Here is a 21,358-nt window from a genome sequence, read left to right as displayed (position 1 = left end):
GGCGCTGCCGGGCCGACCCTGCCCCGGCGGCTCAGACCGTCAGGACGAGCTTGCCGGTGTTGGCGCCGCTGAACAGCATGAGCAGCGTGTCCGGGAAGGCGTCGACCCCGCCCTCGACCACGTGCTCGCGGGCGACGAGCGAGCCGTCGGCGATCATCGCGCCCATCCCCTCGACGGCCTCGCCGTAGCGGTCGGCGTAGTCGAAGACCAGGAAGCCCGTCATCGAGGCCCGGTTCACGAGCAGCGACATGTAGTTCGCAGGCCCGGGGACCGGCTCGGTGGCGTTGTACGTGGAGATGGCGCCGCAGATCGCGATGCGCGCTCCCCGCCGCAGGTTCCGCAGCGCTGCGTCGAGCGTCTCGCCGCCCACGTTGTCGAAGTAGACGTCGACGCCCTTCGGCGCGGCCTCCTTGATGGCGCGGTTCAGGTCGCCCTGGCGGTAGTCGATGGCGGCGTCGAAGCCCAGCTCGTCGGTGAGCCAGGCGGTCTTCTCCGGGCCTCCGGCGATGCCGACGACGGTGCAGCCGCGGGCCTTGGCGAGCTGGCCCACGACGCTGCCCACGGCCCCGGCCGCACCCGAGACCAGGACGGTGTCTCCGTCCTGGAGCCGGGCGACGTCGAACAGGCCGAACCAAGCGGTCATGCCGGGCATGCCGAGCGCGCCGAGCCACGTGGCCGGGCCCGCCACGGACAGGTCGATCGGGGTCAGCTCGTCGGCCTTCACGACGGCGTGGTCGGCGATGCCGAGCATGCCGCTCACCGGGTCGCCCACGGAGAACCGCGGGTCACGGGACTCCAGCACCTCGCCGACGCCCCCGGCCCGCATCACCTCGTCGACCCCCACGGGCGGCACGTAGGACTTCACGTCGTTGAGCCAGCCGCGCATGGCCGGGTCGAGCGAGAGGTGCGTCACCTTGACCAGGACCTCGCCCTCCCCGGGGGCGTCGAGCCGGGTCTCGCGGACCGACCACGTGGAGGCGTCGGGCAGCCCGACCGGTCGCTGGGCCAGGTGGACACGGCGTGCGGTGACAGTCATGCCTTCGACGCTACCTCGGGCCCGGAGGGCGTTCGAGCCGGTGAGGTCGTGAGGTCTGTGAGGCCGTGAGGAAGGTTTGACGAGACCGCCACGCCGACGAGCCGTCGCCCGTCACACCGCGATCGCAGGATCGGACCATCCCGACCCGCACGCAGGAGACCTCATGACGACGACCACGCAGAGTCCGAGCCCGGTCACCCCGACCGAGCCGAAGCGCAAGAAGCGCCTCATCACCGACTGGCGGCCCGAGGACGAGGCGTTCTGGGCCTCCACCGGCGCCCCGATCGCCCGCCGCAACCTGGCCTGGTCGATCTTCGCCGAGCACCTCGGGTTCTCGGTCTGGCTCATCTGGAGCGTGAGCTCGGCGTTCCTCGTGTCCCAAGGCTTCGCCTTCACCCCCGAGCAGCTCTTCTTCCTCGTGGCCATCCCCAACCTGGTGGGCTCGCTCCTGCGTGTGCCGTACACGCTCGCCGTGCCCAAGTTCGGCGGGCGCACGTGGACCATGGTGAGCGCTGCGCTCCTGCTCGTGCCCACGCTCGGGTTCGCGTACGCCGTCACCCAGCCCGGCACGCCGTACTGGGCGTTCTGCCTCATCGCGGCCACCGCGGGCTTCGGCGGCGGCAACTTCGCCTCCTCGATGGCCAACATCAACTTCTTCTACCCGACGTCCAAGAAGGGCGCCGCGCTCGGTCTCAACGCCGCCGGCGGCAACCTCGGCGTCTCCCTCATCCAGTTCCTGCTGCCCGTCGTGGTGGGCGGCGCCGGCATCTTCGGGCTGGTCAAGGCCAGCGAGGGTGGCATCCACCTCGAGCGCGCGGCCTGGCTCTACGCGGCCCTCGCCGTCGTGGCCACGGTCGCGGCCTACTTCTTCATGGACGACCTCGAGGGACTGGAGTCCAAGCCGCGGGAGCAGCTGAGCGTCATCAAGCACCGCCACGTGCAGGTCATGGCGTTCCTCTACATCGGCACGTTCGGCTCCTTCATCGGCTACTCGGCCGCCATGCCGCTGCTCATCAAGCTCAACTTCTGGCGCCAGCCGCTCCCGTCGGTGGAGGGCATCGGCATCAACTTCGCCTTCTACGCGTTCCTCGGCGCGCTCGTCGGATCGGCCGCACGGCCCATCGGCGGCTGGCTCGCCGACCGCGTGGGCGGGGCCAAGGTCACCCTGTTCGCCTTCAGCGGGATCATCGCGTCGACCCTCCTCGTGCTCGTGGCCCTGAGCCGGCTCACCACGCTCCCGCCGCCGCCCTCCGCCGACCAGCTCGCGAAGATCGCCCAGGACCCGGCTGCCTTCGAGTTCCCGGCCGCCGTGCAGTCGGCGGTCGACTCCAACAGCGCGGTGTTCCCGTGGTTCCTCGCCGCCTTCCTCCTGGTGTTCGTGTTCAGCGGCATCGGCAACGGCTCGACGTACAAGATGATCCCGTCGATCTTCCGCCGCGACGCCGACGCCGACGTGCTGGCCGGCGCCGGCCCCGACACGGCCATCAAGAGCCAGGGCAAGCGCTCGTCGGCGGCGCTGGGCATCGTGGGCGCGATCGGTGCCATCGGCGGGTTCCTGATCCCCATCACCTTCAACAGCCCCTGGGTCAGCGACCCGCTCTCGGCCACCAAGACGGCGTTCTGGATCTTCACCGCCTTCTACGTCGTGTGCGCCGCGGTCACGTGGGCCGTGTTCCTCCGGGCCTCGGGCTCGCGCTACCGGGCGGTCTGAGTGACTGACACCCACTGCCCCTACTGCAGCCTCCAGTGCGGCATGACCCTGGCTCGCCAGGGTCGCCGCCTGGAGGTGCAGGCGCGCGCGTTCCCGGTCAACGAGGGAGCGCTGTGCCGCAAGGGCTGGACGGCCACGGGACTGCGCGGCTCGCGGGAGCGGCTCACCACCCCGCTCGTCCGGGACCGGGCCACCGACGAGTGGCGCGCCGTCGGCTGGGACGAGGCGCTCGACCTCGTGGCCGGCCGGCTCGCCGCCCTCCGGGCCGAGCACGGGCCGGACGCCAACGCGGTGTTCGGCGGCGGCGGGCTCACCAACGAGAAGGCCTACCAGCTGGGCAAGCTCGCCCGCGTCGCGCTCGGCACGCGGATGATCGACTACAACGGCCGGTGGTGCATGTCGTCGGCCGCGAGCGCCAACAACCAGGCCTTCGGCGTCGACCGGGGCCTGCCGTTCCCCCTCGCCGACGTCGAGCAGGCCGATGTCGTGGTCCTCGTCGGGTCCAACCTGGCCGAGACGATGCCGCCGGCCGCGCGTCACCTCGATCGTCTGCGCGAGCGTGGCGGGAAGGTCGTCGTCATCGACCCGCGCCGGACCAGCACGGCCGACCGGGCCGACCTCTTCGTCCAGCCCGTCCCGGGCACCGACCTGCCGCTCGCGCTCGGGCTCCTCCACCTCGTCGACGCCGCCGGGGCCGTCGACGAGGAGTACGTGGCGGACCGCACGGTGGGGTTCGAGGACGCCCGGCAGGCCGCTGCGTCCTGGTGGCCCGAGCGCGTCGAGCGGGTCACGGGCGTCTCGGTCCACCAGCTCCGCGAGCTCGCCGCCCTCATGACGAGCTCGCGACGCGTCATGGTGCTCACCGCCCGCGGCGCGGAGCAGCACGCCGACGGCACCGCCACCGTGCTCGCGTGGGTCAACCTGACCCTGGCCCTCGGGCTCCCGGGTCGTCCGTTCGCCGGGTACGGCTGCCTCACCGGCCAGGGGAACGGCCAGGGCGGTCGTGAGCACGGCCAGAAGGCCGACCAGCTGCCGGGCTACCGGTCCATCGACGACCCCGCCGCCCGCGCCCACGTGGCCGCGGTGTGGGGCGTCGACGCCGACGACCTCCCCGGGAAGGGACTCTCGGCCTACGAGCTGCTCATGGCCCTGGGCACCGACGGCGGGCCGCGCAGCCTCCTCGTGCTGGGCTCCAACGTGGTGGTCTCTGCGCCCAACGCCTCCCGCGTGACCGAGCGCCTCGCCTCGCTCGACCTCCTCGTCGTGGCCGACATCGTGATGAGCGAGACCGCCGCCCTCGCCGACGTCGTCCTGCCGGTCACGCAGTGGGCCGAGGAGACCGGCACCATGACCAACCTCGAGGGCCGCGTCATCCTGCGGCAGCAGGCCGTGACCCCGCCCGAGGGCGTCCGCTCCGACCTCGACCTGATCACCGGCCTCGCCGAGCGGCTCGGCGCCCCCTCCACCTGGTCGACCGACCCCGAGGAGGTCTTCGAGGAGCTGCGTCGCGCGAGCGCGGGCGGCAAGGCCGACTACAGCGGCATCGACTACGCCCGCATCCGCGCCGAGGACGGGGTCTTCTGGCCCTGCCCCGCGACCGAGGGAGCGCCGCACCCCGGCACCCCGCGGCTCTTCGCCCACACCTTCCTCCACGCCGACGGCCTCGCCCGCTTCGTGGCCGTGCAGCACGAGGGCCCCGCCGAGCCGGTCGACGGCGAGTACCCCGTGCACCTCACGACGGGTCGCGTCCTGGCGCAGTACCAGTCGGGCGCCCAGACACGTCGGATCAAGGACCTGCCCGACACCGGCGCCTTCGTGGAGCTGCACCCCCTGCTCGCCCTGCGGATCGGTGCCCACGACGGCGACCCCGTGTCGGTGCGGACCCGCCGCGGCGTCATGCGGGCCCCGGCCCGCGTCGTCGAGACCATCCGCCCCGACACCGTCTTCGTGCCGTTCCACTGGGTCGGGGCCAACCGGCTCACCTCCGACGCGCTCGACCCGTCGAGCCGCATGCCGGAGTTCAAGGTCTGCGCGGCCGAGGTGACCACGTGAGCACCGTCGTCGTCGGCCACGGGATGGCCGCCGTGGCCCTCGTGGAGCGACTCGTCCAGCACGGCGTCCCCGACGTCGTCGTGCTCGGCGAGGAGCGTGGGGCGCCCTACAACCGCATCCTGCTGTCGGCGGTGCTCGAGGGGACGCACCGTCCCGAGGCCATCGCGCTGCGTGGGACGAGCTGGTTCCGCGAGCACGGGATCGACCTCCGCCTCGGCACGACGGCGGTCGCCGTCCACCGCGACGAGCACGCCGTCGAGCTCGCCGACGGCAGCCGCGTGCCCTACGACCGACTCGTCCTGGCCACGGGAAGCATCCCCGAGCTGCCGCCGATCCGCGGGCTCGTCGATGCCGACGGTCGACTGGACGACCGGGTCCATGCCTTCCGCACGCTGGCCGACTGCGAGCGTCTCCTGGCCACGCTCCCCGGCGCCGCGAGCGCCATCGTGGTGGGCGGCGGACTCCTCGGGCTGCAGGTCGCCCGGGCCCTCAGCATCCGCGGCCTCCGCACCGAGCTCGTCGAGGTGGGCGAGCACGTGCTGCGTCACCAGGTGGACGGCCAGGCCGGCGCGATCCTCGCCCGGAGCCTCCAGAAGCTCGGCACCGCCGTCTACACCGGGGTCCGCGCCACCCGCCTCACCCCGACGGGCCTGCGGCTCGACAACGGGTACGAGCTCGACGCCGACCTCGTGGTCCTCACCGCCGGCAGCCGGCCGCGCACCACGCTGGCCCGGCAGGCCGGCCTCGAGACGCGCCGCGGCATCGTCGTCGACGACTCCCTCACCACCTCCGACCCCGACATCCTGGCCGTCGGCGACTGCGCCGAGCACGAGAGCCGCACTCCCGGCCTCGTCTCCCCCGCGTGGGAGCAGGCCCGGGTCGCCGGCGACCTCCTCGCCGGGTGCCCCGCCCGCTACAGCGGCCACCGCACGGTGGCCCGGCTCCGGGCCACCGACCTCGACGTCGCCGTGCTCGGCGACCCGGAGAAGGCCCTGGGCGAGGTCGTCCAGGTCTCCAACCCGGTGACGGGGACGCACAAGAAGCTCGTCGTCGACCGCGGGGTCATCGTGGCGGCCACGCTCGTGGGCGACCTGTCCCGCGTCGGCTACATCACGCAGGCCTTCGACCGCGGCACCGTGCTCGGCCCCGCCGAGCCGGGCGCCCTGCTCATGGCCCCACGCCCCGCCACCCCCGCGCCGCTCCCCGACGACGCCGAGGTCTGTGCGTGCGCCGGGGTGAGCGCCGGGCGCATCCGGGCCTGCTCCTCGATCGACGAGGTGCGCGAGTCCACCCGGGCCACGACCGGCTGCGGCGGCTGCCTCTCGACCTGTCAGAACCTGCTCTCTCCGTTGGTGAAAGGGATGACCTCATGAGTCCACATCTCCGCAAGCGCCTGGTCGTGGTCGGCCACGGCATGGTCGGCCACCGCTTCGTGCAGGCGGCCGTCGAGCGCGGCCTGTCCGAGACGTACGACATCGTCGTGCTGGGCGAGGAGGTGCGAGCCGCCTACGACCGGGTCGCCCTCACGTCGTTCTTCGAGGTGGGCGCCGACCGGCTCAGCCTGCTGCCCGGTGGCGTCTACGACGACCCTCGGGTGAGCCTGCGCCTCGGCACCTCGGCCGCCTCCGTCGACCCGGCCACGCGCACCGTCGTCCTCACCACGGGCGAGGAGCTGTCCTACGACGAGCTCGTGCTGGCCACCGGCTCGGCACCGTTCGTCCCGCCCGTCCCCGGCCACGACCTCGAGGGCACCTTCGTCTACCGCACGATCGAGGACCTCGAGGCGATCCGCGACGCCGCAGCCGGCGCCACGGTCGGTGCCGTCATCGGCGGCGGGCTCCTCGGGCTGGAGGCGGCCAACGCGCTGCGTCAGCTGGGGGTGGAGACGCACGTCGTCGAGATGAACCCCCGGCTCATGTCGGCCCAGGTCGACGACGCCGGCGGGCGCATCCTCGCCGGCCACGTCGAGAAGCTCGGGCTCACGATCCACACGTCCAAGGCCACCGAGCGCATCGAGGGCGACGGCCGGGTCACCGGCCTCACGTTCGCCTCGGGCGAGACCGTGCCGCTCGAGATGGTGGTGTTCTCCGCCGGCGTCCGACCGCGGGACCAGCTGGCCCGAGCGGCCGGCATCGCCGTGGCCGAGCGCGGCGGCGTGCTCGTGGACGAGCAGCTGCGCAGCAGCGCCGACCACGTCTGGGCCATCGGCGAGTGCGCGGCGCCCGCCGGGCGCATGTACGGCCTGGTCGCGCCGGGCTACACGATGGCCGAGATCGTGGTCGACGCGCTGCTCGACGGCGCCGGCACCTTCACGGGCGCCGACATGTCCACGAAGCTCAAGCTGCTCGGCGTCGACGTCGCGAGCTTCGGCGACGCGCACGGCACCACCGCCGACTCGGTCGACCTGGTGTTCTCCGACGCCGTCGCGGGGGTCTACAAGAAGCTCGTCATCAGCGACGACGGCAAGCACCTGCTCGGTGGCGTGCTGGTGGGCGACGCGAGCGCCTACGGGCTGCTGCGTGCCATGGTCTCGAGCCACATGGAGCTGCCGGCCAACCCCGAGGAGCTCATCCTCCCCGCGTCGAGCGGGGCCTCCGCCGTCGCGCTGCCGGCCGAGGCGGTCGTGTGCTCCTGCAACACCGTCACGAAGGGCGAGATCGAGGGCGCGGTCGACGGTGGCTGCGACTCCGCGGCGTGCGTCACCACGTGCACGCAGGCCGGTGCCACGTGCGGGTCATGCAAGCCGCAGGTCAAGAAGATCGTGGAGGACTACTTCACGAGCCAGGGCGTCGTGGTGGACCGCTCGCTGTGCGAGCACTTCTCCATGACCCGCGCGGAGCTCTTCGACGTCGTGCTCGTGCACGGCTACCGCAGCTTCGACGAGATCGTGCAGGCGCACGGCCGCGGGCGCGGCTGCGACATCTGCAAGCCCGTCGTGGCGAGCGTCCTCGCGAGCCAGCTCAACGGGCACGTGCTGGCGCAGGACAACCGGCCGCTGCAGGACACCAACGACGCCTTCCTCGCCAACATCCAGCGCAACGGCACCTACTCGGTCGTCCCGCGCATCGCGGGTGGGGAGATCACGCCCGAGAAGCTCATCGTCATCGGCGAGGTGGCCCGCGACTTCGGGCTCTACACGAAGATCACGGGCGGCCAGCGCATCGACATGTTCGGCGCCCGCATGGAGCAGCTGCCCGCCATCTGGAAGCGCCTCGTGGACGCCGGGTTCGAGTCCGGCCACGCCTACGGCAAGGCGCTGCGGACCGTGAAGTCGTGCGTCGGCTCCACGTGGTGCCGCTACGGCGTGCAGGACTCGGTGGCCATGGCCATCGCGCTCGAGCTGCGGTACCGCGGGCTGCGGTCCCCCCACAAGCTCAAGGGCGGCGTCTCCGGCTGCGCCCGCGAGTGCGCCGAGGCGCGGGGCAAGGACTTCGGGATCATCGCCACGGAGAAGGGCTGGAACCTCTACGTGGGCGGCAACGGCGGTGCCGTGCCGGCGCACGCCCAGCTCCTCGCGAGCGACCTCGACGACAACACGCTCGTCCGCTACCTCGACCGGTTCCTCATGTACTACATCCGCACGGGCGACCGGCTCCAGCGCACCTCCACCTGGATCGGCGCGCTCGACGGCGGTCTCGAGAGGGTCCGCGAGATCGTCGTCGACGACGCCCTGGGGCTCGGCAGCGAGCTCGAGGCGGCGATGGCGCGCCACGTCGACACGTACTTCGACGAGTGGAAGGCCACGATCGAGGACCCCGAGAAGATGAGGAAGTTCGTGTCCTTCGTGAACGCGCCCGGCACGCCCGACCCCAACATCGCCTTCGACACCTCGCGCGACCAGATCGTGCCGTCACCCAGCGCGGGTCCCGTGAGCCTCGGCGCGACGATCTCGGTGCGTGAGTCATGAGCGACGCCACCACCGAACAGCTCGTCGCCGTGTGCGCGCTCGAGGACATCGACCGCGAGGGCGGCGTGGCCGCTCTCGCGCACGGCGACGTCGTGGCCGTCTTCCGCACCTACGATGACCACGTGCACGCGCTCTCCAACTACGACCCCTTCGGCCACGCCTCCGTGCTGTCGCGGGGCATCGTGGGCACGCGCGGCGACCGGCCGTTCGTGGCCTCGCCCCTGCACAAGCAGGCCTTCGACCTGCGCACCGGCGTGTGCCTCGACGACGACACCGTGCGCGTCACCACCTATCCCGTCGTCGTGCGCGACGGCCAGGTCCTCGTGGGCCCGGCGTCCGGGACGGGACGCGCGTGAGCGACCTCCCCCTCAGCGGCTTCAGCATCGGGGTCACCGCGGCCCGTCGCGCCGAGGAGCAGATCGCGCTCCTGGAGCGGCGCGGGGCCGAGGTGGCGTGGGCGCCGACGTTGTCCATCGACCCCAACCGCGTCGACGAGCAGCGGCTGCGCGAGTCCACGGAGTCGGTCCTGGCCGAGCCGGTCGACATGCTGCTGGTCACCACGGGCATCGGCATCAAGGTCTGGTTCGACCGGGCCGAGGAGTGGGGCCTCATCGACCGGCTGATCATGCACCTCGAGCCCGCCGAGATCCTCGCGCGCGGGCCCAAGAGCGTCGGCGCCCTGCGTCGGCGCGGCCTGCGGGAGCTCTGGTCACCGCAGTCGGAGTCCTTCGACGACGTGCTCGCGCACCTGCGAGGGCGCGACCTCACCGGGCTGCGCATCATCGTCCAGGAGCACGGGCAGTCGCTCTCCATGGTGGCCCACGCCCTGAGGCGTCAAGGCGCCCGGGTGGAGACGGTCACGATCTACCGCGTGGAGCCCGCGGAGGACCCTGAGCCCATCTTCGGCATGATCGAGCGGCTCGCCGCAGGACACGTCGACGCCGTCACCTTCACCTCCGCCCCGGCAGCCGCCGCGTTCATGGACGCCGCCATCTCCGCCGGGCTGCGCGACGAGGTCGTGGCCGCCTTCCAGGCCGATGCCGTGGCCTCGTGCGTGGGACCCGTCACCGCCGCCGCCTTCGAGCTGTGGGGCATCCCGACGATCTTCCCCGAGCGCTCACGCATCGCGGCCATGGTGAGGCAGCTCGAGGTCGAGCTGCCGGTGCGCCGGGCCGGGCTGCAGCTGGAGCTGGCGGGCGGCATCCAGCTGCTCCTGCACGGCGACGAGGTGCTCGTGGACGGCTCGCCCGTCAAGCTCTCCCCGGCGCCGGCCGCCGTGCTGCAGATCCTGGTGGCCAACCCCGGCAACGTCGTCTCCCGCCAGGCCCTCCTGGCCGTGCTCCCCTCCGGCACGGCCGGCTCCGAGCACGCCGTGGAGATGGCCGTCGCCCGGCTGCGCTCGGCCCTCGGCACCCGTGCCGTCCAGACCGTCGTGAAGCGCGGCTACCGCCTGGCGGTGGACGTCTGATGCGCCTCGTCACCGTCGCCCACGGCACCCGGAACCCGGCCGGCAACCTCGTGGCCGAGCAGCTCACGGCGGCTGCCGCGCACCGGCTCGGCGTCACCGGCACGTCCTCGTACGTCGAGCTGTGCGAGCCGCTGCTCGCCGACGTCATGGCCCAGCCCGCCCGCGGTGGCCAGCACGACGGCGAGGAGACCGTCGTCGTCCCGCTGCTGCTCTCCCGCGGCTACCACGTGGCCGTGGACCTCCCCGCCGCCGCACTGCGCTCCGCCGGGACCGTCACGCTCACCCCGCCGCTGGGTCCGCACGCCCACCTGACCCGGGCCCTCGCGGCCCGCCTCCTCGAGGCCGGGGCCCAGGTGGGGCAGCCCGTCGTGCTCGTCTCAGCCGGTTCCCGCGACCCCCGCGGTGCCGCCGACCTGCAGGGCGCCGCCGACCTCCTGGCCGCCCTGTGGCGGGCCCCCGTCGAGGTGGCCGCCTTCGCCGGGTCGCTCCCCCGACCGCGCGACGTCATCCGGCCCGGACACGCCGTCTCGCCCTACCTCCTGGCTGCGGGCCACTTCGCCGACCGCGTGGCCGAGGACGCCCGGGCCGCCGGCGCCGACCTCGTGGCCGGCGTCATCGGGCCGCACGAGGCGGTCGTCGACCTCGTGGTCGAGCGCGCCCTGCAGTCGGGTCAGTCCACCAGCAGGACGTCGACGAGGTCGCCGGCCTCCACCTGAGTGGTCTCCTCGGGCAGCACGGCGTAGCCGTCGGCCCGCGCGAGGGAGGCCACGAGGTGCGAGCCGGAGCAGCCGACCGAGACCGGGCGCACCCGCCACTGCCCCGGGTCGGACGTGTCGAGCTCGACCGCCACGTACTGGGTCCGGCCCTCCGAGGAGGGCCAGCCGTCGGTGACGGGGAGCCGGACCACGCGGCGGTGGGCGTCGGAGCGGCCCTGCATGGTCAGGAGCGCGGGCCGGACGAAGACCTCCCACGACACGGCCGCGCCCACCGGGTTGCCCGGAAGTCCGACGAGGAGGCGGCCGTCGGCCGTGACGCCGAAGCCCTGCGGCTTGCCCGGCTGCATCCGCACCGTCCAGAACCCCATCTCGCCGGTGCTGCCGAGGGCGGACTTCACGACGTCGTAGGCACCTGCGCTCACACCGCCCGTGAGGACCACGACGTCGGTGTCGTGCCGGACCTCTCGCAGGACCTCCACGAGGTGCCCGTCGTCGTCGGGCACGACGCCCGTGTGGACCACCTCGACTCCGGCCTCGGCAGCCAGCTGGGCGATCATCGCGCCGTTGGACTCCGGGATCTGTCCCCGGCCGAGTGGTGACCCGTCGTCGACGAGCTCGCTGCCGGTGGAGAACACGGCGAGGCGCGGGGTGCGGACGACCTCGACCTCGGTGTGACCGGCCGAGAGCGCCGCCGCCACGTGGCGCGGGCCGAGGCGGGTCCCGGCCCGGAGCAGCGGGTCGCCCACCGCGACGTCCTCGCCGAGGCGACGCACGTGCCGGCCCTCGTGACGGGGGGCCGTCAGGACGGTGACATGGGCCTGCCCGTCGACCAGACCTTCGCGCGTGTCCTCGAGAGGGACGACGGTGTCGGCCTGGGTGGGGACGACCGATCCGGTCATGATGCGCACGGCCTGGCCCGGGCCGAGGGCGGGATCGTGCTCGGAGCCGGCGGGGAGGTCGCCCACGACGTCGAGCACGACCGGGGAGTCGCCCGAGGCCTGCGCGACGTCGGCCCAGCGGACCGCGAAGCCGTCCATGGCCGAGTTGTCGAAGGCGGGGACGGCCAGGACGGCTCGGAGGTCGGCGGCGAGGGTCCGGCCGGCTGCCGCTCGGAGCGGGACCCGCTCCGAGGGGAGACGCCGGGTGGCGTCGAGGATCCGCCGCAGGTGCTCCTGGACGGAGACCGTGCCCGCGCCCACGTGCGGAGCAGCCACGTCAGCCACCGATGGCGTTCATGCCGCGTCCGGGCTGGAGGAACTCCGGGTCGTCGATGCCGTGGCCGGCCTGCTTGCCCAGCACCGAGGCGCGCAGGACGCTGTCGAGGGCAGCGTCGCGCTCCGTGCCGGAGAGCTCGGAGCGGAGCACGCGGCGCAGGTCGAGCTCGTCGCGGGCGAAGAGACAGTTCCGGACCTGGCCGTCGGCCGTGAGTCGGAGCCGGTTGCACGCCCCGCAGAACGGTGCCGTGACCGCAGCGATGACGCCCACCGTGTGCGGGCCGCCGTCGAGGTGGAACCGTTCGGCCGGGGAGTCGCCGCGCCCGTCGACCTCGGTGAGGCGCCAGCGCGCGGAGAGCGTCTCGAGGATCTCGTCGCGCGTGAGCATCGTGGAGCGGTCCCACGTGTGGCCCGCGTCGAGCGGCATCTGCTCGATGAAGCGCAGCTCGGCCCCGTGCTCGACGGCCAGGTCGACGAGGTCGTGGAGCTCGTCGTCGTTGACACCGCGCATGGCCACCGTGTTGAGCTTGAGCGGACGCAGACCCGACGCAGCCGCGGCACGGATGCCGTCGAGCACGTCGGCCAGGCGGTCGCGCTTGGTGAGCTCGGCGAACCGGTCGGCGCGCACGGTGTCGAGGCTGATGTTGACGCGGGACAGGCCGGCAGCAGCCAGCTCGTCGATCCGGCCGGCCAGGCCGATGCCGTTGGTGGTCATGCTGACCTCGACGGGTCGTCCCCCGACCGTGAGCGCCGCGAGTCGACGGACGATCTCGGCGAGGTCGCGGCGCAGGAGCGGCTCGCCACCGGTGAGGCGGAAGGTGTCGACGCCGTCGAGCGCTGCCACGCGGGCGATGGCCTCGATCTCGGCGGCGTCGAGCAGGGTGGACCGCTCGAGCCACAGGTTGCCCTGCTCGGGCATGCAGTACGTGCAGCGCAGGGAGCAGCGGTCGGTGAGGGAGACACGCAGGTCGGAGTGGACACGACCGAACGAGTCCACGAGGGGGTCGCCGGGACGGGCGGGTCGGGACGCGGGCCACTGGAGCATCGTGCTCATCGCGTCACATCCTTCGGGGCGGCTGCTGGTGGGTCGGGCACAATCGCGTGCATGACACCGGGACCACCCTTCGACGCCATTATCCTCGCCGGTGGTCGCGGGTCCCGCTTGGGAGGCGTCGACAAGGCCTCGCTCGTGCACGGCGGGGCGACCCTGCTGCAGCACACCGTCGATGCCGTCGCCGGCGCGAGGCGCATCGTGGTGGTGGGCGACCGGCCCCCGGTCGAGGGCCTGCTGCACGCCGTCGAGGACCCCGTGGGCAGCGGACCTGCGTCAGCCGTCGGGGCAGGCCTCTCCGCGCTGGGCGAGCCGGCCGACCTCGTGGCGGTCCTCGCGTGCGACGTGCCCGAGGTGGCCGCCGCCTTCGCCCTGGTGCGCGCCGCCGGCGGTCCGGCCATCGCCGTCGACGCCGAGGGACGCGAGCAGTACCTGCTGGCGGTGTACCCGGGAGCCGAGCTCCTTGCGCGCACCCGGTGCGACCTGCAGGGTGGCAGCATGAGACGACTCGTGGACGGCATCGCGCTCCGCCAGGTCCGGGTGGAGGCCCACGACGTGGACGTCCCGGCCGACGCAGAACGTTTCGGGATCGAGCTGTGAGCGATCACGACAGCGTCCTCCAGGCCTGGGTCTTCGAGGTCTCCCAGGAGCTGGGCCTCACGGTCGAGACCGATGTCGAGACCCTCCTCGACCTGGCCGGAACCGCAGCCCACGCCGTGGTCCGGCCGGCCGCCCCGCTCACGACGTTCCTCGCCGGGGCAGCTCTCGCGCAGGGTCGCACGCTCGAGGAGGTCGTGGCCGCCGTCGAGCGGGTCGTGGCAGCACGGGACTCGTCCTCACCGGACCCACACTGACGGAGCACCGTTTCAGGATGACGGCCGCCGCCTGCCCCACGACGTGAACTCCACCTCACGACCTCACCACGGTGACGGTGGTCACGGCTCGGGCTGCCCCGACGGGGTCGATGCTGGAGACTGACAGCACCACCGGATCGAGGAGGAACCATGACCAAGTCGCTCAGCTGCCCCTGCGGCGCCAACCTGGTGGGCGCCGACGAGGACGAGATCGTCAGCCTCACCCAGGCCCACCTGGCCGAGGCGCACCCCGGACGCGAGTACAGCCGCGAGATGATCCTCACGATGGTGGTCTGACACCCCGTCTGGAGGTGCGGCTGCCGCGCGGACGCGCGACGATGGGCGGCGTACCGACGAGACCGAGGAGGCCTCCATGGACGTTCCCAGGATGCTCGCCACCATGGCTCTCGAGCTCGAGCAGGACGGCGACCCGTCGTCGATGCTCGAGCGGGTCAGCCAGTACGCGCGACTCGCGCTCGGAGCCGACGACGCCGGGATCATGCGCATCCACACGCGCTCCCGCGTCGAGACGCCCGCAGCCACCACCCCGCGCGTCGACCAGGCCCACCAGCTCCAGGTGACGTTCGACGAGGGCCCGTGCCTCGACGCCATCACGGGTCGCGCCACGTACCACGCCGACGACACCGCCACGGACCCCCGCTGGCCGCGCTGGGGCCCAGCGGCGGCAGAGATCGGGATCCACAGCGCCTTGGGCGTGCGGCTCGCCACCAAGGCCCGCGGCTACGGCTCCCTCAACATCTATGCCGACCGGCCGAGCGCCTTCACCCAGGCCGACGCCGAGGTGGCCGAGCTGCTCGCGGCCCATGCCACGGCGGCCTTCGCCGCGGCCGACCGCGCTGCGGGACTGCAGACCGCGCTCGACTCCCGCACGATCATCGGCCAGGCGCAGGGCATCCTGATGCAGAAGTTCGACATCGACTCCGACGCCGCCTTCGAGTTCCTGCGGCGGATCTCCCAGCACGAGAACCAGAAGCTCATCGAGGTCGCCGAGGCGGTCGTGGTCCAGCGCGACGCCAACGCCCGCCCGATGAAGTAGGCGCCGCGGCTAGTCCCGCTGGGCCTGGACGACGGCCGTGCGGAAGTCGGTGAGGCCGCCCGCGGGGTCGGGGACGTGCTCGGCGATGTCGTGCTCGCGGCACACCATGTCGACCTGGAGGCTCTCCACGAGCGAGCTCACGAGGCTCGTCGGGGCGGGCGCCACGACGCCCGCGGCGAAGGCCGTCGTGTACGGCAGGAGGACCGGGACGGTGATGACCGGCGGCCTGCGGCGCCCCACCGCCTCCGCGAACGCCCCGATCAGCTCGCGGTAGGTCAGGGTGTCGGCGCCGCCGATGTCGAAGGCACGGCTCACCGACGCGGGCAGGTCGGCCGCGCCCACCAGGTAGTGCAGGGCGTCGGCCAGGGAGATGGGCTGGACCCGGTGGTTCACCCAGGTGGGGGCCACCACGAGCGGGAGGGCGACGGCCTTGCGGAGCAGCTCGTAGGAGACCGATCCCGGCCCCACCACGATGCCCGCCTGCAGCACGGCCGTGGGGACGCCGCTGTCGATGAGCTCCTGGCCCACCTCCCGGCGCGAGTCGAGATGCTCCGAGAGCTCACCCTCGGGCAGCAGCCCGCCGAGGTAGACGATGCGCGCCACTCCGGCCGTGGAGCACGCCGACCCGAACGCGCGAGCGATCTTCCGGTCCTCCTCGGCGTAGTCGTAGGTGCCGGTCATGGAGTGGATCAGGAACCAGGCCACGTCGACGTCGGCCGCGGCGCGGGTCAGCGTCTCGGGCGAGGCCGCGTCGCCCTCCACCACCTCGACGTCGCCCGACCACGAGAAGTCGGCCAGCCGGGCCTCGTCGCGCGTCAGGACCCGCACGGTCCAGCCATCGTTCAGCAGGCGGGTCGTGAGACGGGACCCGATGGCACCACTGGCGCCGGTCACGAGGGCTCGGCGAGACGTCATGGGACGACGGTGTCACGGAACCGGGACGCGCGCCCGCGATCCTGCTCGACCCTCGTCACGACGAGCGCGCCTCAGGGCTTGCAGCCGCCGACCCTGCCGACGTCGGGGTCGGCGAGGCGTCCGGCGTCGCCCTGCACGTCGTAGGCCGAGCAGTGGTAGAAGCTCAGGTTGGCGTCGCGGTCGACGGTGACCGGCCTCCAGACCCCGTTGCCCTGCGGCTCCAGGTACGGGAACGAGCGGGCCGTGAGCGGCGCCGCGCTCTCGTGCTTGAGGTAGTGGCCGAGCCACGCCTGGATGTAGACGCTCGAGAGCGCCTGGCCGTTGCGGCTGGCGGGCAGGACCAGCGGGATGTCGGTGTACTCCAGGTGGGTCGACGAGCGCGGGACCACCACCATGCTGTCCACGCCTGCGGCCCGCCACGCGTCGAACCCGGTGGCCCGCTCGCGCCCGGGGTCGGGCGCAGCGCCGGGCGAGCTCGGAGCGGGAAGGATGCTGGACCCGCCGCTCAGCACGTACGGAGCCACCGTGAACCCGTACTCGGACTGGATCCCGAGGCCCGGCACCGTGGGGGCGACGGGACCCACGTCGACCGTGGGCAGACCCGGGCCCGTGCCGCCCTGGAGCTTGTCGAGGGCGATGACCGTGGCGACGCGCGGGTCGGTGCCCTGCACCTTGGACACCGCGGCCGCGCCGAGCGAGTGCCCCATGATCGCGAGCCGCGTCGTGCGACCGGGAGTGAACGGCGCCGGGTCCGGGGACCGGTCGAACGAGGCGTGCACGGGGTTGAACGCGTCGACCTCGGTGCCCGCGGCCCCCGGGTTCTTGTAGGGCCGGTCCGGCGTGGAGAGGAAGAAGTCGATCGCGTCCTGCGTGCCGTACACGAAGTTCGAGGGCTGCTGGAACGGGACGCCGGGGCAGCCGGTCATCTCCCCCTCGACCGGTGAGGCGAGCAGGTTGCAGAACGGGAGGGCCGACCCCGTGGTGTGGGGCAGCGTCTCACTCGTCCCCTGGCCCTGGACGTCGAAGACGAAGGTGACGTAGCCGCGCTCCGCGAGGTCCTGGGCGGCCCAGTGGTACATCGGTGCCGAGCCCTGGACCGACCCCGGCGTGATGACGACGCCCGGGAACGGGCCGCGCAGCGTGGCCCCGGTGTACGGGTCCTTGGCGCCGGGCCTCGGCGTGAACATCGTGCCGCGCAGCAGGGCGCCGTAGCGGTTGGTGAAGGCGACCGGCGTCATGACGCCCCGCTTGCCGTTCCAGGAGGAGCGCAGGGGGTTGCCCGCGTTCCAGCCCGGAACCAGCTGGCCCGCGGTGGCCACGACCCGGGTGGGGTTGGCCACCTGTGTGAGCAGCTGGGCGACGGTCACGAGGCTCGAGGTCCGGACGAGCGCCGGCAGGTAGGCCGGGTTGCTCAGCTGTCCGCCCGGCCCCGTGATGCGCCCGTAGGCGTCGAGGACGTTCTTGGCGTCGCGCGCGACGAACTCCACGGATCCGGGCCGGGGCGGATCGGTGGCGGCCTCGGCGCCGGCGGGCAGCAGGACGGCGGTGAGGGCTGCCGCCGCGACGAGGACGGGCGTGAGGCGCGAGCGAGGCATGGGAGCAGACCTTCGGTCGGGAGGTGTGAGTGCGGTCACACCCTACCGACGATCGGGCATTTCTTGTCCGATCGTCCAGGATCTCCTCGAAGCACTTCAGCGCATGCTGCGCAGCTTGGCCCGGTCCGAGGCCTTGTCCGGGAGCGCGTTGAGCAGGGCGATGAGTCCGGCGAAACGGCGCGGGACGAGGTAGCGCGTGCCCGGCGACCGGGCCTCGACCACGCGGACCATGACGTCGGCGACCCGCTCGGGAGAGATCGCCTTCTTCATCTCCCGCTCGACGTACTCGGCGGCCATGGTCTCCACCTCGGCGTAGTCGGGGATCGTCGAGCTCCCCTCGCTCCGACCCGTGTCGAGGTCGGTGTCGGTGAAGCCGGGCTCCACGAGCACCACGTCGATGCCGAGGTGGGCCAGCTCCAGGCGCAGGGCGTCGGAGAGCGCCTCGACCGCGTACTTGGTGCCGCCGTAGACACCGGTCCCCACGACCGTCATGCGGCCGAGCACCGAGCTCACGTTGACGACGGTCCCCGAGCGCCGGGCCCGCATGGCCGGGAGGAAGGCACGCGTCACCTCCACGAGGCCGAGCACGTTGGTGTCGAACTGGTCGCGGATCTCGTCGGCCGAGAGGGTCTCCACCGGGCCGAGGAGCGAGTAGCCGGCGTTGTTGACCAGGACGTCGATGCCCTGGGGGTGGGTCTGCTCCACCGTCCTGACGGCCTGCGCGATGGAGTCGGCGTCGCGGACGTCGAGCTGCACGGGGATCACCGTGCCGGTCGCCTCGGCGGCGAGCGACTCGAGGCGCTCCAGACGGCGGGCCGCGGCGAAGACGGTGTGGCCCCGAGCGGCCAGCCGCAGGGCCGTGGCGCGGCCGATCCCGCTGCTGGCGCCGGTGACGAGGACGGACTTGCTCATGAGCTCTCCTGGTGGATCTGGTTTTCAGACTTACTGGTGGTCCGCTACCGTAGAGCACGTGAGTCCGAAAAGCCAACCCACGGTCGGCCCAGCCGGGCCGGACGACGTCCGGGGCTGCTCCGTCGAGGCCGCACTGTCGGCCTTCGGCGACAAGTGGTCGCTCCTGGCCGTGCGCGAGATCGCCCGCGGCACCACCCGGTTCGACGCCATGCTGCGCGAGACCGGGGCGAGCCGCGACATGCTCACCAACCGCCTGCGCCGGCTCGAGGACGTGGGCGTGGTGCACCGGGTGGCCTACCAGGACCGCCCCCCGCGGCACGACTACCTCCTCACCGCGAGCGGGGCCGACCTCCTGCCCGTGCTGGTGGCCCTGCGCGCCTGGGGCGACAAGCACGTCCCCGGCGTCGCGCCCGACCTGCTCGTGCACGACTGCGGCGCAACGGTCGACCCGGTCACGGCGTGCCGGGCGTGCGGCGAGGAGCTCACGCCGCAGGCCGTCACCTTCGTCGAACGGTCCTGAAGGGCGCTTCGGCTCCGCTCAGCGCTCGGCCACCTGGCGGACCGCGGCGGCCACGCGCTCGTGGACCTCGGGGTGGAACACGCTCGGGATGATGTAGTTCGGGCCGAGCTCCTCCGGCAGGACCGAGGAGGCGATGGCCTCGGCGGCAGCCACCAGGACGTCTATGTCGATGCCACGGCTCTGGGCGTCCAGCAGTCCGCGGAAGATGCCGGGGAACGCCAGCACGTTGTTGATCTGGTTGGGGTGGTCCGACCGGCCGGTCGCCACGACGGCTGCGTGCCGGCGGGCCAGGCCGGGGTCGATCTCGGGGTCCGGGTTGGCCAGTGCGAAGACGATCGAGTCCTCCGCCATGGCCTCCACGTCGGACGCGTCGATCAGGTTGGGGGCCGAGACGCCGATGAAGACGTCGGCGCCCGGCAGGACGTCGCGCAGCGACCCGGTGAGGCCGCCCCGGTTCGTGTGCTCGGCCGTCCACGTGAGGGACGGGGCGAGCCCGGGGCGGCCTGTGTGCACGACGCCCTCGACGTCGCAGACCACCACGTCCGCGGCCCCGGCATGGAGCAGGGTCTTGAGCACTGCGGTGCCGGCCGCACCGGCCCCGACCAGGACGATCCGGGCGGTGCCGAGCTCCTTGCCCACGACCCGCAGGGCGTTCTCCAGGGCGGCCAGGACCACGATGGCGGTGCCGTGCTGGTCGTCGTGGAAGACCGGGATGTCGAGCCGCTCCCGGAGGCGGGCCTCGATCTCGAAGCAGCGCGGTGCCGAGATGTCCTCCAGGTTGATGCCGGCGAACCCGGGCGAGATGGCCGCGACGGTCTCGATGATCTGCTCGACGTCCTGGGTGTCCAGGCACAGGGGCCAGGCGTCGATGTCGGCGAAGGACTTGAACAGCGCCGCCTTGCCCTCCATGACCGGCAGCGCGGCGTGCGGACCGATGTTGCCCAGGCCCAGCACCGCGGAGCCGTCGGTCACGACGGCGACGCTGTTGCGCTTGATGGTCAGCCGCCGGGCGTCCTCCTTGTCCTTCGCGATCGCCTGGGAGATGCGCGCCACGCCCGGCGTGTAGATCATCGACAGGTCGTCACGGTTGCGGAGCGGGTGCTTGGAGGCCACCTCGATGACACCACCGAGGTGCATCAGGAACGTGCGGTCGGAGACCTTCTTCACCACGACGTCGCTGACCGCGGCCAGCGCCTCGACGATCACGTCGGCGTGCTCGGGGTCCGACGTCGCCGCGGTGAGGTCGATGCGCAGGTGATCGATCCCCGACGGCGCCACGTCGAGCGCCGTCACCATCCCGCCCGCGGTCTCCACAGCCGAGGTCAGGCCGCCCACGGCCGCCCCGCCGGCAGGGACCTCCAGACGGACGGTGATGGAGTTCGAGATGCTGGGCGTCTTCATGAGGATCTCCGGGGTCGGCGACTGGGCAACCTCTCCATCCAAGGCCGCTCGGCCCGCCCGCTCCACCTACCTCTGGGTATACCGGCTGGTTGTGAGCGACCTCACCCGGAGGGTGCCTCGTCGCCCCGTCCGACCGGACGTCAGGCTGGAGCCATGACGGACACCAGGAGCACGGACCTCGCGGTCATCGGCGTCGGGTCGCTGGCCGAGGCCGTGGTCGAGGGGCTGTGCGCCGATCCGGTCGGGGCGCCCACGATCGCGCTCTCGCCCAGGAACGCCGGGCGGTCCCGCCGCCTCGCCGAGCGCCACTCGTCGTGCCGGGTCGCCGGCTCCAACCAGGACGCCGTCGACGCGGCCGGCACGGTTCTCCTGGCGGTCCGTCCACAGGACGCGCCGGAGGTCCTGGCCGACCTCACGTTCGGCCCCGACCACGCCGTCGTGAGCCTCATGGCGTCGGTGCCGCTCGCGCAGCTGGCCCGGCTCGTGGCTCCCGCCACCGACGTGAGTCGGGCCCTGCCCATGACGGCCGTCGCCGGTCGGGATGCCACCACGCCGGTGTTCCCCGCAGGGTCCCGCGCGGAGCAGCTGTTCGCGGGACTGGGCGAGGCCCTCCCCTGCCCCGACGAGCGGGCCATCGACGCCGCGTCGGCCGCCTCGGCCACCGTCGCGGCCTACTTCTCCTACGTCGACACCGTCGGCCGGTGGCTCGCCGACCAAGGCGTCGAGCCCGAGGCGGCCGGCCGCTACGTCGCGCGGATCTTCGCGAGCGTCTCGGCCGAGCTGGGCCAGGACGAGGACCTGGCCACGCTCCTGGTCGCGCACGCGACGCCCGGCGGGCTCAACGAACGCATCGAGCGCACGCTGCGCGACACCGGCTTCTACGCCCGGCTGGAGACCACGATCGACGACGTCTTCCACTCACTGCACTGAGGCGGAGGCACCGGCGGAG

Annotated in this window: 20 protein-coding genes; 13 read left to right on the top strand and 7 right to left on the bottom strand. The window is 72.8% G+C overall.

Translation table 11 applies throughout. From position 1 onward, the window contains the following. Positions 1 to 31: 31 nt before the first annotated feature. On the bottom strand, positions 32 to 1,036 hold the full coding sequence (locus tag ASD11_RS01955) for an NADP-dependent oxidoreductase (RefSeq protein ID WP_056282581.1): 1,005 nt from the start codon (positions 1,034 to 1,036) through the stop codon (positions 32 to 34). Positions 1,037 to 1,199: 163 nt separating this feature from the next. Between ASD11_RS01955 and ASD11_RS01950 the strand changes: the two genes are divergently transcribed. Genes ASD11_RS01950 through ASD11_RS01920 form a run of 7 tightly spaced genes read left to right on the top strand, consistent with a single transcriptional unit; the run spans position 1,200 to position 10,890 of the window. Continuing rightward, the gene (locus ASD11_RS01950; RefSeq protein ID WP_056282580.1) at positions 1,200 to 2,747 is read left to right on the top strand and encodes an MFS transporter; all 1,548 of its coding nucleotides are present in this window, start codon (positions 1,200 to 1,202) and stop codon (positions 2,745 to 2,747) included. Then, positions 2,748 to 4,799, top strand: a complete 2,052-nt coding sequence (locus ASD11_RS01945; protein ID WP_082554100.1) for a molybdopterin oxidoreductase family protein — start codon at positions 2,748 to 2,750, stop codon at positions 4,797 to 4,799. It abuts the gene before it with no gap. Then, entirely contained in the window at positions 4,796 to 6,172 is a 1,377-nt protein-coding gene (locus tag ASD11_RS01940; RefSeq protein ID WP_156464544.1) for an FAD-dependent oxidoreductase, read from the top strand. The genes ASD11_RS01945 and ASD11_RS01940 overlap by 4 nt, the downstream gene beginning before the upstream one ends. Beyond that, complete coding sequence (nirB, locus tag ASD11_RS01935; RefSeq protein ID WP_056282576.1) at positions 6,169 to 8,706, top strand: nitrite reductase large subunit NirB; 2,538 nt, start codon at positions 6,169 to 6,171, stop codon at positions 8,704 to 8,706. Before ASD11_RS01940 ends, nirB begins: the two co-directional genes overlap by 4 nt. After that, positions 8,703 to 9,062, top strand: coding sequence for a nitrite reductase small subunit NirD (gene nirD / locus ASD11_RS01930; protein ID WP_056282573.1), 360 nt, complete (start codon positions 8,703 to 8,705; stop codon positions 9,060 to 9,062). Before nirB ends, nirD begins: the two co-directional genes overlap by 4 nt. After that, positions 9,059 to 10,174 (top strand): uroporphyrinogen-III synthase, encoded by a 1,116-nt coding sequence (locus ASD11_RS01925; protein WP_056282566.1) that lies wholly within the window; start codon positions 9,059 to 9,061, stop codon positions 10,172 to 10,174. Before nirD ends, ASD11_RS01925 begins: the two co-directional genes overlap by 4 nt. Then, entirely contained in the window at positions 10,174 to 10,890 is a 717-nt protein-coding gene (locus ASD11_RS01920; protein WP_056282563.1) for a sirohydrochlorin chelatase, read from the top strand. Before ASD11_RS01925 ends, ASD11_RS01920 begins: the two co-directional genes overlap by 1 nt. Here ASD11_RS01920 and ASD11_RS01915 read toward each other — a convergent pair. Beyond that, on the bottom strand, positions 10,845 to 12,104 hold the full coding sequence (locus ASD11_RS01915) for a molybdopterin molybdotransferase MoeA (RefSeq protein WP_200940034.1): 1,260 nt from the start codon (positions 12,102 to 12,104) through the stop codon (positions 10,845 to 10,847). The genes ASD11_RS01920 and ASD11_RS01915 overlap by 46 nt on opposite strands. 1 nt (position 12,105) lies before the next feature. Beyond that, positions 12,106 to 13,158, bottom strand: a complete 1,053-nt coding sequence (gene moaA, locus ASD11_RS01910; protein WP_056282560.1) for a GTP 3',8-cyclase MoaA — start codon at positions 13,156 to 13,158, stop codon at positions 12,106 to 12,108. Positions 13,159 to 13,209: 51 nt separating this feature from the next. Here moaA and mobA point away from each other — a divergent pair, with 51 nt between their 5' ends. The 4 genes from mobA (at position 13,210) to ASD11_RS01895 (ending at position 15,066) form a co-directional block, all read left to right on the top strand. Further along, complete coding sequence (gene mobA, locus ASD11_RS01905; protein WP_082554099.1) at positions 13,210 to 13,755, top strand: molybdenum cofactor guanylyltransferase; 546 nt, start codon at positions 13,210 to 13,212, stop codon at positions 13,753 to 13,755. Further along, a complete protein-coding gene (locus ASD11_RS01900; protein WP_056282555.1) occupies positions 13,752 to 14,009 on the top strand; it encodes a DUF6457 domain-containing protein in 258 nt (85 codons plus the stop codon). The genes mobA and ASD11_RS01900 overlap by 4 nt, the downstream gene beginning before the upstream one ends. 150 nt (positions 14,010 to 14,159) lie before the next feature. Continuing rightward, complete coding sequence (locus tag ASD11_RS17665; protein ID WP_082554098.1) at positions 14,160 to 14,306, top strand: DUF1059 domain-containing protein; 147 nt, start codon at positions 14,160 to 14,162, stop codon at positions 14,304 to 14,306. Between the two features lie 76 nt (positions 14,307 to 14,382). Continuing rightward, complete coding sequence (locus ASD11_RS01895; protein ID WP_082554097.1) at positions 14,383 to 15,066, top strand: GAF and ANTAR domain-containing protein; 684 nt, start codon at positions 14,383 to 14,385, stop codon at positions 15,064 to 15,066. Between the two features lie 9 nt (positions 15,067 to 15,075). On the opposite strand, the gene ASD11_RS01890 is transcribed toward ASD11_RS01895, so the two are convergent. The 3 genes from ASD11_RS01890 to ASD11_RS01880 form a co-directional block, all read right to left on the bottom strand. After that, positions 15,076 to 15,981 (bottom strand): NAD(P)H-binding protein, encoded by a 906-nt coding sequence (locus ASD11_RS01890; protein WP_056282549.1) that lies wholly within the window; start codon positions 15,979 to 15,981, stop codon positions 15,076 to 15,078. 71 nt (positions 15,982 to 16,052) lie between these two features. Further along, entirely contained in the window at positions 16,053 to 17,576 is a 1,524-nt protein-coding gene (locus ASD11_RS01885) for an alpha/beta hydrolase (protein ID WP_056282545.1), read from the bottom strand. Between the two features lie 96 nt (positions 17,577 to 17,672). Next, on the bottom strand, positions 17,673 to 18,488 hold the full coding sequence (locus ASD11_RS01880) for an SDR family oxidoreductase (protein ID WP_056282542.1): 816 nt from the start codon (positions 18,486 to 18,488) through the stop codon (positions 17,673 to 17,675). A 58-nt stretch (positions 18,489 to 18,546) separates the two neighbouring features. On the opposite strand from ASD11_RS01880, the gene ASD11_RS01875 reads away from it, so the two are divergent. After that, on the top strand, positions 18,547 to 19,008 hold the full coding sequence (locus ASD11_RS01875; RefSeq protein WP_056282538.1) for a winged helix-turn-helix transcriptional regulator: 462 nt from the start codon (positions 18,547 to 18,549) through the stop codon (positions 19,006 to 19,008). 18 nt (positions 19,009 to 19,026) lie between these two features. On the opposite strand, the gene ASD11_RS01870 is transcribed toward ASD11_RS01875, so the two are convergent. After that, on the bottom strand, positions 19,027 to 20,409 hold the full coding sequence (locus ASD11_RS01870) for an NAD-dependent malic enzyme (protein WP_056282533.1): 1,383 nt from the start codon (positions 20,407 to 20,409) through the stop codon (positions 19,027 to 19,029). A 153-nt stretch (positions 20,410 to 20,562) separates the two neighbouring features. Here ASD11_RS01870 and ASD11_RS01865 point away from each other — a divergent pair, with 153 nt between their 5' ends. Beyond that, positions 20,563 to 21,339 (top strand): NAD(P)-binding domain-containing protein, encoded by a 777-nt coding sequence (locus ASD11_RS01865; protein ID WP_056282529.1) that lies wholly within the window; start codon positions 20,563 to 20,565, stop codon positions 21,337 to 21,339. Positions 21,340 to 21,358: the final 19 nt, after the last annotated feature.

The sequence above is a fragment of the Aeromicrobium sp. Root495 genome (genome assembly GCF_001426755.1).
Classification (GTDB): Bacteria; Actinomycetota; Actinomycetes; order Propionibacteriales; family Nocardioidaceae; genus Aeromicrobium.
Note: the sequence above shows the minus strand (reverse complement) of the source record. Positions and strands in the feature narration are given on the sequence as shown.

Excerpts from the sequence above, each read along its gene's own strand:
- ASD11_RS01955 (WP_056282581.1), bottom strand. The coding sequence starts at position 1,036 with ATGACTGTCACCGCACGCCGTGTCCACCTGGCCCAGCGACCGGTCGGG.
- ASD11_RS01950 (WP_056282580.1), top strand. The coding sequence starts at position 1,200 with ATGACGACGACCACGCAGAGTCCGAGCCCGGTCACCCCGACCGAGCCG.
- nirB (WP_056282576.1), top strand. The coding sequence starts at position 6,169 with ATGAGTCCACATCTCCGCAAGCGCCTGGTCGTGGTCGGCCACGGCATG.
- nirD (WP_056282573.1), top strand. The coding sequence starts at position 8,703 with ATGAGCGACGCCACCACCGAACAGCTCGTCGCCGTGTGCGCGCTCGAG.
- ASD11_RS01920 (WP_056282563.1), top strand. The coding sequence starts at position 10,174 with ATGCGCCTCGTCACCGTCGCCCACGGCACCCGGAACCCGGCCGGCAAC.
- moaA (WP_056282560.1), bottom strand. The coding sequence starts at position 13,158 with ATGAGCACGATGCTCCAGTGGCCCGCGTCCCGACCCGCCCGTCCCGGC.
- mobA (WP_082554099.1), top strand. The coding sequence starts at position 13,210 with ATGACACCGGGACCACCCTTCGACGCCATTATCCTCGCCGGTGGTCGC.
- ASD11_RS17665 (WP_082554098.1), top strand. The coding sequence starts at position 14,160 with ATGACCAAGTCGCTCAGCTGCCCCTGCGGCGCCAACCTGGTGGGCGCC.
- ASD11_RS01895 (WP_082554097.1), top strand. The coding sequence starts at position 14,383 with ATGGACGTTCCCAGGATGCTCGCCACCATGGCTCTCGAGCTCGAGCAG.
- ASD11_RS01890 (WP_056282549.1), bottom strand. The coding sequence starts at position 15,981 with ATGACGTCTCGCCGAGCCCTCGTGACCGGCGCCAGTGGTGCCATCGGG.
- ASD11_RS01885 (WP_056282545.1), bottom strand. The coding sequence starts at position 17,576 with ATGCCTCGCTCGCGCCTCACGCCCGTCCTCGTCGCGGCGGCAGCCCTC.
- ASD11_RS01880 (WP_056282542.1), bottom strand. The coding sequence starts at position 18,488 with ATGAGCAAGTCCGTCCTCGTCACCGGCGCCAGCAGCGGGATCGGCCGC.
- ASD11_RS01870 (WP_056282533.1), bottom strand. The coding sequence starts at position 20,409 with ATGAAGACGCCCAGCATCTCGAACTCCATCACCGTCCGTCTGGAGGTC.
- ASD11_RS01865 (WP_056282529.1), top strand. The coding sequence starts at position 20,563 with ATGACGGACACCAGGAGCACGGACCTCGCGGTCATCGGCGTCGGGTCG.